16 protein-coding genes are annotated in these 16,474 nt (G+C 65.3%); 6 read left to right on the forward strand and 10 right to left on the reverse strand.

Features of this window, described 5'->3' with window-relative positions; genetic code table 11:
* The first annotated feature begins 153 nt into the window (after window positions 1–153).
* Window positions 154–2,505 (forward strand): penicillin-binding protein 1A, encoded by a 2,352-nt coding sequence (locus NX778_RS11395; RefSeq protein ID WP_258811864.1) that lies wholly within the window; start codon window positions 154–156, stop codon window positions 2,503–2,505.
* A gap of 138 nt (window positions 2,506–2,643) precedes the next feature.
* Here NX778_RS11395 and NX778_RS11400 read toward each other — a convergent pair whose 3' ends face one another.
* The 3 genes from NX778_RS11400 to cyaY form a co-directional block, all read right to left on the reverse strand.
* Window positions 2,644–2,898, reverse strand: coding sequence for a hypothetical protein (locus tag NX778_RS11400; protein ID WP_258811865.1), 255 nt, complete (start codon window positions 2,896–2,898; stop codon window positions 2,644–2,646).
* A 61-nt stretch (window positions 2,899–2,959) separates the two neighbouring features.
* Entirely contained in the window at window positions 2,960–3,811 is an 852-nt protein-coding gene (locus NX778_RS11405) for a cupin-like domain-containing protein (RefSeq protein ID WP_258811866.1), read from the reverse strand.
* Between the two features lie 21 nt (window positions 3,812–3,832).
* Window positions 3,833–4,162, reverse strand: a complete 330-nt coding sequence (cyaY, locus tag NX778_RS11410) for an iron donor protein CyaY (protein ID WP_258811867.1) — start codon at window positions 4,160–4,162, stop codon at window positions 3,833–3,835.
* A gap of 41 nt (window positions 4,163–4,203) precedes the next feature.
* On the opposite strand from cyaY, the gene lptM reads away from it, so the two are divergent.
* From lptM to NX778_RS11425, 3 genes are all read left to right on the forward strand, one after another.
* Window positions 4,204–4,437: an LPS translocon maturation chaperone LptM gene (gene lptM / locus NX778_RS11415; protein WP_258811868.1), complete on the forward strand. Its 234-nt coding sequence runs from the start codon at window positions 4,204–4,206 to the stop codon at window positions 4,435–4,437.
* A 1-nt stretch (window position 4,438) separates the two neighbouring features.
* Entirely contained in the window at window positions 4,439–5,710 is a 1,272-nt protein-coding gene (gene lysA, locus NX778_RS11420; protein WP_258811869.1) for a diaminopimelate decarboxylase, read from the forward strand.
* A 71-nt stretch (window positions 5,711–5,781) separates the two neighbouring features.
* Entirely contained in the window at window positions 5,782–7,611 is a 1,830-nt protein-coding gene (locus NX778_RS11425) for a DUF4153 domain-containing protein (protein ID WP_258811870.1), read from the forward strand.
* A gap of 58 nt (window positions 7,612–7,669) precedes the next feature.
* Here NX778_RS11425 and NX778_RS11430 read toward each other — a convergent pair whose 3' ends face one another.
* The 7 genes from NX778_RS11430 to NX778_RS11460 all read right to left on the reverse strand — a co-directional run bounded on the left by NX778_RS11430 (window position 7,670) and on the right by NX778_RS11460 (window position 14,419).
* Window positions 7,670–7,924 carry a DUF4351 domain-containing protein gene (locus NX778_RS11430; RefSeq protein ID WP_258811871.1) on the reverse strand — a complete coding sequence of 85 codons (255 nt, stop codon included), beginning with the start codon at window positions 7,922–7,924 and terminating at the stop codon, window positions 7,670–7,672.
* 153 nt (window positions 7,925–8,077) lie between these two features.
* Complete coding sequence (locus NX778_RS11435) at window positions 8,078–8,644, reverse strand: Rpn family recombination-promoting nuclease/putative transposase (RefSeq protein WP_258811872.1); 567 nt, start codon at window positions 8,642–8,644, stop codon at window positions 8,078–8,080.
* Between the two features lie 43 nt (window positions 8,645–8,687).
* A complete protein-coding gene (gene msrQ, locus NX778_RS11440; protein ID WP_258811873.1) occupies window positions 8,688–9,302 on the reverse strand; it encodes a protein-methionine-sulfoxide reductase heme-binding subunit MsrQ in 615 nt (204 codons plus the stop codon).
* A 2-nt stretch (window positions 9,303–9,304) separates the two neighbouring features.
* Window positions 9,305–10,279 carry a protein-methionine-sulfoxide reductase catalytic subunit MsrP gene (msrP, locus tag NX778_RS11445; RefSeq protein WP_258811874.1) on the reverse strand — a complete coding sequence of 325 codons (975 nt, stop codon included), beginning with the start codon at window positions 10,277–10,279 and terminating at the stop codon, window positions 9,305–9,307.
* A gap of 64 nt (window positions 10,280–10,343) precedes the next feature.
* Entirely contained in the window at window positions 10,344–11,501 is a 1,158-nt protein-coding gene (ccsB, locus tag NX778_RS11450) for a c-type cytochrome biogenesis protein CcsB (RefSeq protein WP_258811875.1), read from the reverse strand.
* A 29-nt stretch (window positions 11,502–11,530) separates the two neighbouring features.
* Entirely contained in the window at window positions 11,531–13,657 is a 2,127-nt protein-coding gene (locus NX778_RS11455; RefSeq protein WP_258811876.1) for a cytochrome c biogenesis protein ResB, read from the reverse strand.
* 102 nt (window positions 13,658–13,759) lie between these two features.
* Window positions 13,760–14,419, reverse strand: a complete 660-nt coding sequence (locus NX778_RS11460) for a c-type cytochrome (RefSeq protein WP_258811877.1) — start codon at window positions 14,417–14,419, stop codon at window positions 13,760–13,762.
* Between the two features lie 144 nt (window positions 14,420–14,563).
* Here NX778_RS11460 and yihA point away from each other — a divergent pair, with 144 nt between their 5' ends.
* Window positions 14,564–15,256, forward strand: coding sequence for a ribosome biogenesis GTP-binding protein YihA/YsxC (yihA, locus tag NX778_RS11465; RefSeq protein ID WP_258811878.1), 693 nt, complete (start codon window positions 14,564–14,566; stop codon window positions 15,254–15,256).
* A 22-nt stretch (window positions 15,257–15,278) separates the two neighbouring features.
* Window positions 15,279–16,289 (forward strand): porphobilinogen synthase, encoded by a 1,011-nt coding sequence (gene hemB / locus NX778_RS11470; protein WP_258811879.1) that lies wholly within the window; start codon window positions 15,279–15,281, stop codon window positions 16,287–16,289.
* The last annotated feature ends 185 nt before the right edge of the window (window positions 16,290–16,474 follow it).

Genomic DNA, 16,474 nt, shown 5'->3' on the forward strand with positions numbered 1-16,474 from the left:
GTTGCATGTGCACAAGAAATTTCTTCTGTGGAACAGTCAGTGTGCGGACTCGGGACAACAGCCGGGGTAACACCTCGTAACAGCTGGGTAGGTGCTCCTGCCGATAAGCGTGACTTATAATCGTCCGCATCTACCTGAAAGAGACTCCCACGCATGAAAGCAAACGATTCGGCCCCGCCGGCGCCAGCGCCGGGCGAACCGAGGCGCGCCAGCCCCAAGCGCATCCTCCTGGCCATCGGCGCCGCCCTGGCCGGCCTGGCCGCGGTCGCCGCGCTGGTGGTGGTGTTCGCGCTGGCGATGGCCTACCCCAACCTGCCGTCGCTGGACACGATCACCGACTACCGGCCCAAGATGCCGCTGCGGATTTTTACAGCTGACAATGTCCTGATCGGCGAGTTCGGCGAAGAACGCCGCACCTTGGTCCGCTTCAAGGACATTCCCGACGTCATGAAGAAGGCCGTGCTGGCGATCGAGGACGATCGCTTCTACGAGCACGGCGGCATCGACTACTGGGGCATCCTGCGCGCCGCGCTGCACAACGCGACCGGCGGCGCGCGCCAGGGCGCCTCCACCATCACCCAGCAGGTGGCGCGCAATTTCTTCCTGTCCTCCGAGCAGACCCTCAAGCGCAAGGCCTACGAGGCGCTCTTGGCGTGGAAGATCGAGAAGAACCTGTCCAAGGACCAGATCCTGGAGCTGTACATGAACCAGATCTACCTCGGCCAGCGCGCCTTCGGCTTCCAGTCGGCGGCCCAGATCTATTTCGGCAAGGACCTGAAGGACATCAGCATCGCCGAGGCCGCGATGCTGGCCGGCCTGCCGAAGGCGCCGTCGGCCTACAACCCGGTGGTCAACCCGACCCGCGCCAAAACCCGCCAGCAGTACATCCTGCAGCGCATGCATTCGCTGAAGTACATCACCGACGCCCAGTACGAGCAGGCGAAGAACGAGCAGCTGCACATCAAGTCCGACAGCAATGCCTTCGGCGTGCACGCCGAGTACGTGGCCGAGATGGCGCGCCAGCTGGTGTACGAGCAGTTCAAGGAAGACACCTACACCCGCGGCCTTAACGTGTTCACCACCATCACCAAGGCCGACCAGGACGCGGCCTACCTGGCGCTGCGGCGCGGCGTGCTGGAATACGAGCGCCGCCACAGCTACCGCGGGCCGGAAGCCTACATCGACATCCCGGGCAACAAGACCGAGGCCGACGAAGCGGTCGAGGCCGAGCTGGCCGAGCATCCGGACAGCGACGACATCCACGCCGCGATGGTGCTGTCGGCCTCGCCCAAGCAGGTGCGCGCCGTGATCGCGTCCGGCGACGAGATCACGATCACCGGGCCGGGCCTGTCGTTCGCCCAGGGCTGGCTGTCGGAGAAGGCGGCGCCCAACCGCCGCATCAAGCGCGGCGCCGTGATCCGCGTGATGCAGGACAGCGATTCGAGCTGGAGCATCACCCAGATGCCGGAAGTGGAATCGGCCTTCGTCTCGGTCGACCCGGCCGACGGCGCGATCCGCTCGCTGGTGGGCGGCTTCGACTACAACCGCAGCAAGTTCAACCACGTGACCCAGGCCTGGCGCCAGCCGGGCTCCTCGTTCAAGCCCTTCATCTACTCCGCCTCGCTGGAACGCGGGCTGTCGCCGGCCACCATCATCAACGACGCCCCGATCTCGTTCGACGCCGGCCAGACCGGCGGCCAGGCCTGGGAGCCGAAGAACTACGACAACAAGTACGACGGCCCGATGACGATGCGCCACGCGCTGATGAAGTCGAAGAACATGGTCTCGATCCGCATCCTGAACAAGATCGGCGCGCGCTACGGCCAGGAATACGCGACCCGCTTCGGCTTCGACGCCGACAAGAACCCGGCCTACCTGACCCTGGCGCTGGGCGCGGGCGCGACCAATCCGCTGCAGATGGCGGGCGCGTACTCGGTGTTCGCCAACGGCGGCTACCGCACCAATCCCTACATCATCGCCAAGGTGACCGATGCCGACGGCAAGGTGCTGTCGGAAGCGCGCCCGGAACGCGCCGGCGTGGAAGGCAACCGCGTCATCGACGAGCGCAATGCCTGGCTGATGGACAGCATGCTGCGCGACGTCGCGCGCGCGGGCACGGCGGCCAAGGCCGACCAGATCCTCAAGCGCACCGACCTGGCCGGCAAGACCGGCACCACCAACGACTCGATCGACGCCTGGTTCGCCGGCTACCAGGCGCACCTGGTGGGCATCGCCTGGATCGGCTACGACCAGCCCAAGAACCTGGGCAACAAGGAAACCGGCGGCGGCCTGGCGCTGCCGATCTGGATCGGCTACATGCAGAAGGCGCTGAAGAACGTGCCGGTGGAAGACCGGCCGCTGCCGGCCGGGCTGGTGCAGGTGGGCGACGAGTACTACTACGCCGAGAACCCGCCGGGATCGGGTGTGCAGACGCTGGATGTGGGGCCGCAGCCGACGCCGGCCGAGCAGAAGTCGAAGGATGCGGTGCGCAACGAGCTGTTCTGAGTGCCCGCAAAAAATGTTGTTAGCTTTAAAACCGTCGTCCCGGCGCAGGCAGGCCGGAACCCATGGAACGCGTCCGAATTCGGAAACTCAGCATGGGTCCCGGCGTGCGCCGGGACGACGTTGTTTGAAGTCCGGTGTTCACCGCCGGCCGTAGCCGCGTCCCCAGCCGCCCCAGCCCCGTCCACCGCGCCCGCGGTAGCCGCCATCGTAGAAGCCGAATCCCAAGTCCAGAGAAATCGGCGGACCGACGTAGGTCGGATAGCCATATGCAGGGTAGTAATACGGGTCGTAACCCGCGTACGGCGGCCCGTAGACCGCGCAACCGCCCAGCCCGCAGCCGAGCAAGATCACGGCGAGCACGCGCCGCAGCATAGCCTGATGTCGAGTGTCCATTGCATTTCCCACACAAGCAATGCTTCCAGTGTAGGCCGGGCACCTGTCTTTGCAATCCGATTTACAAAACCCGCAGACCCGGGGCGCCACCGAGCGCCAGCGGGATGGCCCGCGACCAGCGATTGGCGGACAGTGAAAACGCCAGCGACTGCACCTGGTGATACCAGCCGGCCGGCACATACAGCATGTCGCCGGGCTCAACGACGAATTCGATGATCGAAGCCTGGCGTGCCAGCGGAAAACGCTCGAAATCCGGCGCCGCAGGGTCGAACGGCGAACCGAACAGCAACGCGTTCGCCTCGCGCGGGTAGAGGAATTCATCGTGGTGCGGCGGGGCCAAGAAGATGCGCTTGGCGCCCCACAGCTGGACGAAGATATTGTCGTCATAATCCGCGTGCAGCGGCGTCACCGTTCCCGCCGGGCCAAGCCAGAAGCGCGGCGGACCGGGCCGCGCCAGGTAGGCCGGCCAGTGGCAGAACCGGTTCAAGGCCCGCAGTTCCAGGTTGCCGACGTAGGGCGGCAACCCTTCAGTGTCGGCCTCGACCAGTTCGAGGTAGGCCAGCATCGGCATGTCCCGCATGGCCCGGTCGGGAGCGAATGCGGTATTGACGTAATCGCCGACCCGCGCCCGCACCGGCAGCTCGCTGAAGCGCTCGCGCAGGCTGTGCACGGTGAGCCCGGAGATTGGCCAGCGGCGCGCGAGGCCGGGAATCAGGAAGGGCAGGCCGGCGGCCGCCTGCCGCGCGAAGCCGGCGGCGTCCAGCACCGGCAGGCGCGCAATCGCATCGATGTGGGGAAGATGCCGGGCAGCGTCCTTGATCGCGGCGCGCATGGCGTCAATCGAGCTTACGCCGCGCACGCGGGCGTCGCGCTGTTCGCGCGCCAGCTTGCGCGCGGCCGCGTCGTTGGACATCACACTGCTTGCCAAGGCCGCTCAGGCAATCGAAATCGCCGCCCCGCCCTGCTCGCTGGCCATCTTCGACAGCGAGGCATAGAACTCGGATTCGTCGCGCGTATTGCGCCATTCGCCGCCGACGCGCTTGTAGTGGTAGCCGCCGGAGCGCGCCGCCACCCACATCTCCTGCAGCGGCGCCTGGCTGTTGACGATGATCTTCGAACCATTGTCGAGGAACTCGATCTCAAGCACATTGCCGCTGCGCTTGCACTCGACGTCCAGCACATCGTCGTCGTTGAAACGGTCCATCGCCGCTTCGATCGTGTCCAGGGTCTGGTCGACCAGGTCCAAAAATTCGGTTTCGCTCATGCTACACTCCAAGATCCGCTAATCAAACCGTGATTCTAATCGTGAAGCCCGCATTTGCGCTCCCCGCCGCGGCCATGTTGGCCGCGCTGCTCGCCGGCTGCGGCCAGACCGGCCCCCTGTACATGCCGCCGCCGCTGAAAGGCGCCGCCGCCCAAAAGGCGCCGGCCACCCCGCCCGCCACCACGCCGGCATCCGCCGTGCCGACCAGCGGCCAGCCCGCGCCCGGCAGCCTCGCGACTCCCGTCACCTCGTCCCCCGTCCCGACCCAACCATAACATGTCGCATTTTTCGTACCAAAACGGCGTGCTGCACGCCGAGAACGTCGCCCTGTCCGCCATCGCCGAGGAATTCGGCACCCCGGCCTACGTCTATTCGAAGGCCACCTTGCTCGACAATTTCAACGGCTACGCCAAGGCCTGCGCCGGCCGCGACGCGCTGGTCTGCTACGCGATGAAGGCCAATTCCAACCTGGCCGTGCTGGACCTGCTGGCGCGCCAGGGCGCGGGCTTCGACATCGTCTCCGGCGGAGAGCTGCTGCGCGTGATCGCGGCCGGCGGCGACCCGCGCAAGGTGATTTTCTCCGGCGTCGGCAAGACGGTCGAGGAAATGCGCCTGGCGCTCGACAAGGGCGTGCTGTGCTTTAACGTCGAATCGATCCCCGAGCTGCACCGCCTGAACGAGGTGGCCGGCCAGATGGGCAAGCGCGCGCCGGTCTCGCTGCGCGTGAACCCGAACGTCGACGCCAAGACCCACCCCTACATCGCCACCGGCCTGAAAGCCAACAAGTTCGGCGTGGCCTACGACGACGCGCTCGACACCTACCGCGCCGCGGCCAGCCTGCCGCATCTGGAAGTGGTCGGCATCGATTGCCATATCGGCTCGCAGCTGCTGGACGACGCTCCGCTGCTGGAAGCGCTGGACAAGCTGATCGCCCTGATCGACACCCTGGCCGGCGAAGGCATCGTGCTGCACCACCTCGACATGGGCGGCGGCATCGGCATCAACTACTCGGGCGAGGACGCACCGGTGCAGGTCGGCGACTACCTGGCGCGCGTGTTCGAACGCATCGACGCCTGGCGCGCCGAAAAGTATGAAGGCAAGCCGATCAAGGTCATCTTCGAACCGGGCCGCTCGATCGTCGGCAACGCCGGCGTGCTGCTGATGTCGGTCGAATACCTGAAGCCGGGCGAGGAAAAGAATTTCTGCGTGGTCGACGCCGCGATGAACGACATGATGCGCCCGACCCTGTACGAAGCCTGGATGGCAGTGCAGCCGGTCACGCCGCGCGAGGGCAAGGCGCTCACCTACGACCTGGTCGGACCCGTGTGCGAATCCGGCGACTGGCTGGCCCACGGGCGCGAGCTGGCGGTGCAGCCGGGCGACCTGCTGGCCATGATGACGGCCGGCGCCTACGGCTTCACCATGGCGTCCAACTACAACACCCGTGGCCGCCCGGCCGAGGTGATCGTCGACGGCGACCAGGTGCACCTGGTGCGCCGCCGCGAGCAGCCGCAAGAACTGTTCGCGCTGGAGTCGCTGGTCAAGTAAGCCGGCGCTGGCCGGCAGCGTTGCTCTCCTGTTAATATGCACCGAAAAGGGGCATACACCAGGGGAGCCGCATGGAAATCCAGGACCGCATCGCCGCACCATCACCCGCGCACGGCGCCGCCGTCAATGTCGGCGCGCTGCGCCTTGCCGTCGGCCTGGCGCAGGGCGTCTTCCTCTACTTCCTGCTTGACGCCGCGCAGGCGCAGCGCTGGCCCTCGACCCACCCCCTGCTGTTCACGCCGCTTGTGCTGGTGGGCCTGTTTAAACCAGCGGTGGTGGTCTCCAGCCTTGGCAGCCTCAGCCGCCGCCAGCTGCAGCTGTGGGCCGCCACGGTCGCCGTGACCGTCGCCGCGCTCGGCGTGTACGCGGTGTGGCGCATGGGCGAGCCGGCCGCACCGCCTCCGCAGACGGATTCGGCGCTGCCCTGGGCGCCGCTGGCCGCCGTGCTGGTGCCGTGGTGCTTCATCGCGCACGCGCTGGTGATGGCCGGGGTGGCGGACCGCCGCCGCATCGCCAGCTACCCCAGCTATTTCGAGACCGCCTGGAAGCTCATCGTGCAGCTGGCGTTCAGCGCCGGCTTCGTCGGCGCGCTGTGGCTGATCCTGCTGCTGGGCAGCCAGCTGTTCCTGCTGGTGCAGCTGTCCTTCCTGGCCGAACTGCTGCACAAGCCGTGGTTCGCGCTGCCCGTCACCGTCACCGCCTGGACCTGCGCGATGCACGTCACCGACGTGCGGCCGGCGATCGTACGCGGCATCCGCAACCTGCTGCTGACCTTGCTGTCCTGGATCCTGCCGGTGATGACCTTGCTGGTCGGCGCCTTCCTGCTCACCCTGCCCTTCACCGGACTGGCGCCGCTGTGGGCGACACGCCATGCGAGCGCCGAACTGCTGGCCGCTGCCGGCGCCTTCGTCGTGCTGATCAACGCCGCGTGGCAGGAAGGCGGCATGGCGGTGGTGGAAGCGCCGCTGGCGATCCGCCTGAGCATGCGCATCGCTTCGCTGCTGCTGGTGCCGGTGACCGCGATCGCGGGCTACGCGCTGGCGCTGCGCGTGGGCGCCTACGGCTGGACCAGCGACCGCGTGATCGCCGCGGCCTGCGTGCTGGTCGCCGCCTGCTACAGCCTCGGCTATGCGGGCGCGGCGCTGCGCGATCGCGGGCTCACCGGCATCGCCCGGGTCAATATCGCGACCGCGCTGGTGGTGCTGGCGACCGTGCTGGCCCTGCTGTCGCCGCTGGCCGACCCGGTGCGCCTGGCCGTCAACAGCCAGGTGGCGCGGCTCGAATCGGGCAAGGTCGCGGTCGACCAGTTCGACTTCGCCTGGCTGCGCTTCAGTGGCCAGCGCTACGGACAGGCCGCGCTGGCGCGGCTGGACGCCAACGCCAGCGGCGCCGAAGCGGCGTTGCTGCGTTCGCGGATCGCCGAGGCACGCGCGCTGAAGAACCGCTTCTCCCGTACCGAACCTGCCACGCCAGTCGATGTCGCGGCCAATGTGCGGGTGTGGCCGAAAGGTGCGAAGCTGCCGGACAGCTTCCTGCACGAGAAATGGCAAGACCAGCAGCGCGGGCCCAATTACCCTGTTTGCCTGTGGCAGGCCGGCCAGGCCTGCGACGCAGTCATGCTGGACCTGACCGGCGATGGCAAGGTGGAGATCATGGTGGTGGGCGAAAAGCCGTTCTCGGGCGGCGCCGTGTTCGGCGAAGATGAACAAGGCCACTGGCGCTTGCTGGGCAACGTGCCGATGGAACTGGCCGGTTGTTCGCTGCACGAAGCCCTCAAGGCGGGCCATCTGCAGGTGCTGGCGCCGACGCTGAACGATGTGGAAATCGCGGGGCAGCGCATCCACTTCGAATCGGCGCGCCCGCCCATCATGACATGTCCGCCGCAGCCGGCTGGGAAGTGAACTCGATCCGGGCGATACCGCTTGCGGAAAGCTTGCTGCGCCACGCAACGCGGGCAACTCAATCCGAGAAAACAGCATCGGCGCTGGCTGCATCAATCACCCGGTCAATCCAGCACTCCAGCTCCGCTGAACCGGCTTGGTCGACGTGTGCGGTAAGCGCCTGCGGAATAGCGCCAAAGCGATGCTGCAGTTGCCGTTTCAGCATGTCGCGCAAGGCCTGTACCCTGCCTTGCTCCAGTCCTTTTTTCCGGCCTTGGTCCTCCACATAGTCGTCCCAAGTATCGTACTTGCGCTGTGCAAATCGTTCGCCCATCGCTTCACCCTCCAGAAATTTTTCGATGCTATCGAGGCCTGGACCGCGCGACTCGCGCTTGAGGACTCTCTCAATCCACGCTGCAACACTCCGCCTCAGTGACGCTCGCTCCTCGCCGGCAAGCCATGCCAGCAGCGACGAACGTACTTCAAATTAGACATTGGGAGAATCCGAGAGTTCGACCTTGAACATGATGCTGACGAGATCCCGTGCGTTGGCCAACAGCGCGGGATCGATACGATTCTGGTCGATCAACAAATAGCGCTGATTCGCCTGGTAACTCGCCAGTTCATCGGGGCCTTGGGCAACGAGCGCGCGCAATTCATCGGTGGCGGTCCACGGCGACCTTCCGTTGTAAAACACGACGGGAAAGACCGGAGGCAATCGGCCTGCATTCTCCAGTGCTCCACGTTTCACGAGATCCTGGTACAGCAGCCCAATATAAACCTGCATACGAAGGGCCATCCAGCGCTCGGACCGCGACTGGAACTCCAGCAGGAAATAAACGAAGATCAGCCCGGTGCCGATCTTCACCTTCCAGACCATATCGCCATGTCGCTCAATGAACTGGTCACTGACATAGCTCGCGTTCACGCGCTCGAATGCGGAAGGCGGCAGATTCCGGAAGCATGAAAGATCGGTGAAGCCCGCAAGCAGGTCGCGCACCATTTGCGGGTGCCCGAACATCTCTTTATAAACAAGGTCGTGGTTTGCGCTCATCACCCCACTCTACCGGGGCGCGCGACCACACCTCAGCGCTGCATCAAACGCGCGCGGCCTGCACTTTTGAACGATTCAGGAACACGCGGATCAGCAGCAGGCCCGCGACGATGAAGGCGAACAGCATCGGCGTGCCGGTGTTGTGCTTGCCCGCCTTCATCCACCAGTAGTGCAGCACCGCGAGCGGCGCGATCAGGTAGATCATGCGGTGCAGCCCCTGCCAGCGCTTGCCGCCGAGCCGGCGCACCATCGCGTTGCTGCTGGTGGCGGCCAGCGGCACCAGCAGCAGGAAGGCGGCGAAGCCGACCGTGATGAAGGGCCGCTTGAGCACGTCCTTCCAGATCTCGTGCAGGTCGAAGAAATGGTCGAACCAGATGAAGCAGGTGAAGTGCAGGAAGGCGTAGAAGAAGGTGAACAGGCCCAGCATGCGGCGCAGCCTGACCAGCCAGTTCAGCCCGGTCAGCTTGCGCAGCGGGGTCACCGCCAGCGTGGTGCAGAGCAGGTACAGCGCCCAGTCGCCGGTGCCGTGGGTCAGGAATTCAAGCGGATTGGTCTGCTCGCCCGTTGCCAGCGCGATGCGTGTGATGGGCAGCAGCGCCAGCAGGAAAACGACAACTTTGACGATCGTGAGCTGTTTGGGCGTCGGATTGAATGCCATCGTCAGAAATATTTTTTCAGGTCCATGCCCGCGTACAGGGGCGCGACCTCGTTGTAGCCGTTGAACATCAGCGTCTTGCGCTTGGGCTTGAAGAAGCCGTCCTCGCCGATGCGGCGCTCGCTGGCCTGCGACCAGCGCGGGTGGTCCACGTTCGGGTTCACGTTCGAGTAAAAGCCATACTCGTCCGGGCCGGCCGCCATCCACGAGGTGACTGGCTGGTCCTTGACGAAGCGGATCTTGACGATCGACTTGGCCGACTTGAAGCCGTACTTCCACGGCGCCACCACCCGCACCGGGGCGCCGTTCTGGTTGGGCAGCACCTGGCCGTACATGCCGAAGGTCAGCAAGGCCAGCGGCTGCATCGCCTCGTCCATGCGCAAGCCTTCGCGGTAGGGCCAGTCGAGCACGCCGCTGCGCACGCCCGGCATCTGGCGCGGATCGGCCAAGGTCACGAATTCGACGTACTTGGCGCTGCTCAGCGGCTCGGCCTTCTTGATCAGGTTCGACAGCGGATAGCCGATCCACGGGATCACCATCGACCAGCCTTCGACGCAGCGCAGCCGGTAGATGCGCTCCTCCAGCGGTGCGAGCTTGAGCAGGCTGTCGAGATCGAGCGTGAACGGTTTCTTGACCTCGCCTTCGATCGACACCGTCCACGGCCGCGGGCGCAGCGTGCCTGCGTTGCGGCCGGGGTCGGACTTGTCGGTGCCGAATTCGTAGAAGTTGTTGTACTCGGTCGCGTCCTTGAACGCGGTCTGCTTCTCGTTGGTCGCGTAGGCCGGATTCGGCTTGGCCGCCAGGCGCGCGCCCGTGCCCTGGGCGAAGGCTTCGCGGTTGGCCATTTCCCACAGCGCGCTGCCGGCCACGGCGCCGGCGGCGATGCGGGCGATGAACTGGCGCCGCTGCTCGTACACTTCGCGCGGCGTGATTTCGGAAGGCAGCGGCGCGCTGCCGCTGTGACTACGTTTGATCAGCATGGCTGGCTCCGGCAGAGATGATCAGGGGAACAATGTCCACTTTACACCACTACGCCGGCGCCGGTCAGAGTTTGCCGTAGGAATGCAGGCCCGACAGGAACATGTTCACGCCGAGGAAGGCGAAGGTGGTGACCACCAGGCCGACCAGCGCCCACCACGCCGCCGCGCGGCCGCGCAGGCCCGACATCAGGCGCATGTGCAGCCAGGCCGCGTAGTTGAGCCAGACGATCAGCGCCCAGGTCTCCTTCGGGTCCCACGACCAGTAGCCGCCCCAGGCTTCGGCGGCCCACAGCGCGCCGAGGATGGTGGCCACGGTGAAGAAGGCGAAACCGACCGAGATCGCCTTGTACATCACGTCGTCCAGCACTTCCAGCGAAGGCAGGCGGTCGGCCAGGATCCCGTGCGACTTCAGCAGGTAGGCTGCGCCGACCATCGCGGCCAGCGCGAAGGTGCCGTAGCCGATGAAGTTGGCCGGCACGTGGATCTTCATCCACCAGCTTTGCAGGGCCGGCACCAGCGGCTGGATGTCGGCGGCGTCGCGCGACACCGTGTACCACAGCAGGAAGCCGACCGCGGCCGAGATCACCAGCAGCACGAAGGGGCCCAGCTGGCGGGTGGCGTAGCGCTGTTCGTAGTACAGGTAGAACATGGCCGTGATCATCGAGAACAGGATGAACACTTCGTACAGGTTCGACACCGGGATGTGGCCGACGTCGGCGCCGATCAGGTAGGACTCGTACCAGCGCACCATCATGCCGGTGAAGCCGATCACCACCGCGGCCCAGCACAGCTTGGAGCCGACCGAGAAGCCGAACGGCGAGCGGGTGGCCAGGCCGAGCCAATAGAAGCCGGTCGAGAACACGAAGAAGGCGCTCATCCACAGGATCGCGGACTGGCTCGACAGCATGTATTTGAGGAGGAATTTTTGATTGGCCGCATCGAGCGTGCCGCCGTACTGGCCGATCGCGGCCAGCGCCAGCAGCGCCACCAGCGGGATCAGCCAGCGCACCGGCTTGAAGTGCCAGCCCAGCGCGGCGAAGGTCGGCGCGGCGGCCAGCAGGATGCCTTGCTCGTACACGTCCATATAGGCGCCGAAACGGTTCAGCGCGAACAGCGCCGCCGCCAGCAGCCCGATGCCGTACAGCCAGTCGATCGCCGTCAGGCGCTTGAAATAGCCCGGCTCTTCGATATAAGTTCCTGCTTGGGATTGCGAAATTTCCATCGTTTCCTCCTCGGTTCGCGCCTGAGAGCTTACGCCGATTGCGGCAGCTTTGTCTTCAGTTCGCTGAACTCGCGTTCAAAATCGAGCGTCTTGCGCTGGGTGCTCATCGCCATCATCGCGTGGCTGCCGTCATCCGTGCCGCGCAGCCAGATCCACAGGCGCCGTTCGCGGATGTAGAACATCGAGAACACGCCGGCCACCAGCAGCAGGCAGCCCAGGTAGACGAATTTCTTGCCGGGCGAGCGGGTCAGCTGCAGCACGGACGCCTTCACTTCAAGGAAATCATCGAGCTGCAGGTAGACCGGGGCGCCGTAGAAAAAGCTGTCCGACAGCGCATTGGTGGCGACCTGCAGGAAATGGCCGTGCGCCTCGCTGGGCTCGACCGGCGCCAGGCCGGCGTGCTGGTGCGCCACTTGCCACAGTTCCCACATGGTTCCGTTGAGCATTTTCATGAAGATGGTGGCGGCCTTTTCCTGCTCGGCCGGGGGGATCTTTTCGAGGAAGCGCGAGACCGCCACGAAGCCGCCCTGCTTGCCGTCGCCGGCAAAGATGGCGAGCGAGCGCTGGGCCGATTCCTCCAGCTGTCCCGCCAGCGCCGAGCTGGATTCGCCCTTGGGCATGGCGCGCTGGGCGTAGCGGCGCGCGGCTTCGCTGCTCAGGGCCGGATCGGCCAGCGCGGCGCGCAGCAGCATCCACTCATGCACCGTGTGCTGGTCATCGGCCGGGATGCGCAGGAAGCTGAAGGCGTCGTCCGGGTTGGCGCGCACGCCGGACAGGAACACCTCCGCACCGTCCAGCGTCACCGGCTGCATGTAGTTCATGAATTCGCGCGCCTGGCCGGTGGCGTCGCGCAGCTTGTACTGCACCGACGGACCGACGTTCTTCAGGTCCTTGTTGTTGGCGTTCTTGGCGGCCGAACCGGAATGCTTGTCGAGGCTGGCCGCCAGCTGCTCTTCCAGCGACTTGCCCTTGGCCACGGCGCGGGCATCGTTGCTGCCCATGTTCTCGACGTTGAAGGGCCGGAAGCCCGACCATTCGACGGCATAGGCGCGGTCGCCACGCTTGAGCTCGGTCGAGCTGCCGACTTCGCCATTGATCTGGAAGGGCTTCGCGTCCGGCCCGCTCATCGGGAAGCCGGTCAGCTTGAGCTTGCTGCCGCCATCCTCGAAGCTGGACTGGTAGATGGCGATGCCCTTGTAGATCAGGGGCTGGTTGACCTTGATGGTGCCGGGGAAGGTCTTGCCGGTTTCGTTATCGCGGATCACCACTTCACTGGCGAACAGCTTGGGCATGCCGGTCGAGTAGAAGTCGATGATGAATTTGTTCAGGTGGATGCTGAAGGGCAGGTCCTGGATCAGCACGCCCGATGCCTGCGGCAGGATGGCGGTGGCGCTGGTCTGCCCTTCGGCGATCAGGGTATTGCCGCGGAAGGTAGGATTGCCCAGGCCCAGGCGGTGTTTGGCCGGCACATCGGAAATCAGCACGCCGCTGCCGCTGAAAGGCGTCTTGCCGAAGAGCCATTCCTGCATGCGGATGGGCAGCTCCGAATCGAGCATGCCGCCCAGCAGGATCACGATGATGGCGGTGTGCGCGAAGATATAGCCGAACTTGTTGCCGGCGCCCTTCTTGGCGGCCACCAGCAAGCCCTTCTCCTTCTCGACGATCTTGACGCCGTAGCCCGCATGCTTGAGCCGCGCCGCCAGCACCGGCGCCAGCGCGGCCGGGGCCTGCGCCGCCACGGTCCACTCGGCCTTGTGGTGGAAATTGCGCAGCGATTCCTCGCGCACGTGCTCGCGCCAGCTGCGCATATCTTTCAGCATCTTCGGCGTATTGCGGAAGATGCACAGGCTGGTCGAGACGATCAGCACGCTCAGGATCGCGAGGAACCACCAGGCCGAATACACGGCATACAGGCCGAGCCGGGCGAAGATCTCGTACCAGAAGGGACCGAACTGGTTGATGTAGTTCGGCATCGCCTCGTTCTGCTTCATGACCGTGCCGATGATCGAGGCGATCGCAATGATCACCAGCAGGCTGATCGCGAAGCGCATCGACGACACCAGCTCGACCGCCTCGGCCAGGCCGCGGCGGCGCGTCTTGAGTTCGATGCCGGTGGTCGTTGTTTCTGTGGTGATACTGCTTGTGGTGATGCTCATGGTCGAAACTTCCCGGGCGCGCGGCCTGATCAGCCGAGCATACAACAAAAAGGGCAGCCGCTTGCGCCGCTGCCCCTTGCTTTCTACTGCATGTGCTCCAGCTTACTTGAGGCCAGCGACGTAGTCGGCCACGGCCTTCATCTCGTCGGTGGTGAGGCGCTTGGCCAGCGTGGTCATTTCCACACTGTTGCTGCGCGCGCCGCTCTTGAAGGCTTCGAGCTGGGCCACGGCGTAGTCCTGGTGCTGGCCGGCCAGGCGCGGATACTTGGCCGGGATGCCGCCGCCGGTGGCGCCGTGGCAGCTGGCGCAGGCCGCGACGCCCTTCTCGGCGATGCCGCCGCGATAGATCTTGCGGCCCAGCTCCACGGTGTCCTTGTTGCGCGCGGCACCGGCGCCCGGCTTCTGCGCGGCCAGGTAGGCGGCGATGTTCTTCTTGTCGTCGTCCGACAGGGCCTTGGCGTAGGTGGTCATGATCGGCTGGTTACGCTGCGGGGTGGTAAAGTCCACCAGCTGCTTGTGGATGTAGGCTTCCGCCTGGCCGCCCAGCTTGGGGTTGGTCGCGATGGTCGAGTTGCCCGCCGCGCCGTGGCAGGATGCGCAGGCCGGAACGCCCTTGGCGGCATCGCCCGCATCGTACAGGGTCGCGCCTTTCGCGGGATCGGCCTTGGCGGCCGGGGCCGGTGCCGCCGCGCTCGCGAGGCCGGACACAGCAAACGATGCAACAAGCAGGGATTTCAACAACGATAACGACACACGATTCATTCAAGCACCCTTGTAGAGTCAAATAAACAGAAACTGTTCGATGGGCCTTGCTGTGGCGTCCCGCGGGGGCGTCGCAACAATCGGTAACCCCTTATTGTACAATAGCTTGTTTCCTCATAGCTTCATTTTGTTGCTCCTTCCTCCATGTCCAAGCTCTGGCAAGCCCGCTTCTTTAACACGGTCAATCATTTGCGCGACTTGCCCACCACACAGGTGCCCGAGATCGCCTTCGCCGGCCGCTCGAACGCCGGCAAATCGACCGCAATCAACCTGCTGACCAACCAGAACCGGCTGGCCTTCGCCTCGAAGACGCCGGGCCGGACCCAGCACATCAACTACTTCTCGATCGGCGGCGCCCATGTGGCCCAGCACCGGCACGATCCGGTCAAGGTCGACGAAATCGAGGCGATGCTGGTCGACCTGCCGGGCTATGGCTACGCGGAAGTGTCGGGCACGGCCAAGCTGCACTGGCAGCGCCTGCTGGGCGACTACGTGCAGCAGCGCGAGCAGCTGGCGGCGCTGGTGCTGATCATGGATGCGCGCCGCCCCTTCACCGACCTCGACGTGCAGATGCTGGAATGGTTCGCCCCCACCGGCAAGCCGATCCACTGCCTGCTGACCAAGGCGGACAAGCTCAACCGCAACGACCAGGCCAATGTGCTGCGCCAGGCCCAGAAGATTCTCGACAGCTACGTCGACGAGGAAGGCGAAGGTTTCCCGTTCACCGTCCAGCTGTTCTCCAGCCTGAAGCGCATCGGGCTGGAAGAGGCGGATGCGAAGATTTGCGAACTGCTCGGCCTGCAAGATCAAGAAGACGACGCGCCGGGCGCCGACTGATCCACTTATCCAGGACAAGAACATGCCCATCATCACCCCTGTGCAATTCCCCACCGCCCGCATGCGCCGCATGCGCCGCGATCCCTTCTCGCGCAACCTGATGCGCGAAAACGTCATCACCGCGCACGACCTGATCTATCCGGTGTTCATTCTCGACGGCGTGAACCAGCGCCAGCAGGTGGCCTCGATGCCGGGCGTGGAGCGGGTCTCGGTCGACCTCTTGATGAAGGTGGCCGAGGAATGCGTGGCGCTGGGGATTCCGGTGCTGGCGCTGTTCCCGGTGATCGACCAGTCGCTCAAGACCTACGACGGCGTGGAAGCGACCAATCCCGACGGGCTGGTGCCGCGCGCGGTGCGCGAGCTGAAGCGCCGCTTCCCGGAACTGGGCATCCTGACCGACGTCGCGCTGGACCCCTACACCACCCACGGCCAGGACGGCATTCCGGACGAGGAAACCGGCTACATCGTCAACGAGCGCACGGTCGAGATGCTGACGCGCCAGGCACTGACCCAGGCCGAGGCCAGCGTGGACGTGGTGGCGCCGTCGGACATGATGGACGGCCGCATCGGCACCATCCGCGGCGCGCTGGAAGAGCGCGGCTTCATCCACACCCGCATCATGGCCTACTCGGCCAAGTACGCTTCCGCCTTCTACGGCCCGTTCCGCGACGCGGTGGGATCGAGCGCCAACCTCGGCAAGGCCGACAAGAACACCTACCAGATGGACCCGGCCAATACCGACGAGGCGCTGCGCGAAGTGGCGCTCGACCTGGCCGAAGGCGCGGACATGGTGATGGTCAAGCCGGGCATGCCCTACCTGGACGTGGTGCGCCGCGTGAAGGACGAGTTCCGGGTGCCGACCTTCGCCTACCAGGTCAGCGGCGAGTACGCGATGCTGAAGGCGGCCGCCCAGAATGGCTGGCTGGATCACGACAAGGTGATGATGGAGTCGATGATGGCGTTCAAGCGTGCGGGCGCGGATGGCGTGCTGACTTACTTCGCGCTGGATATTGCGCGCAAGCTGAAGGCTTGAGCCGCTGCTGACGCAAAAGAAAAACCGCGCCACGGCGCTGCGCCGAGGCGCGGTTTTTTATAGTTGGCTCGTCGTCCCGGCGGAGGCCGGGACCCATGCTGAGTTTGCTCCGCCTGCGGCGTCGGCGGCTTTTCGATAGCGCTACCGTTCTATGGGTCCCGGCCTGCGCCGGGACGACGGTCTTG

The sequence above is a fragment of the Massilia terrae genome (assembly GCF_024753145.1).
Taxonomy (GTDB): domain Bacteria; phylum Pseudomonadota; class Gammaproteobacteria; order Burkholderiales; family Burkholderiaceae_D; genus Telluria; species Telluria terrae.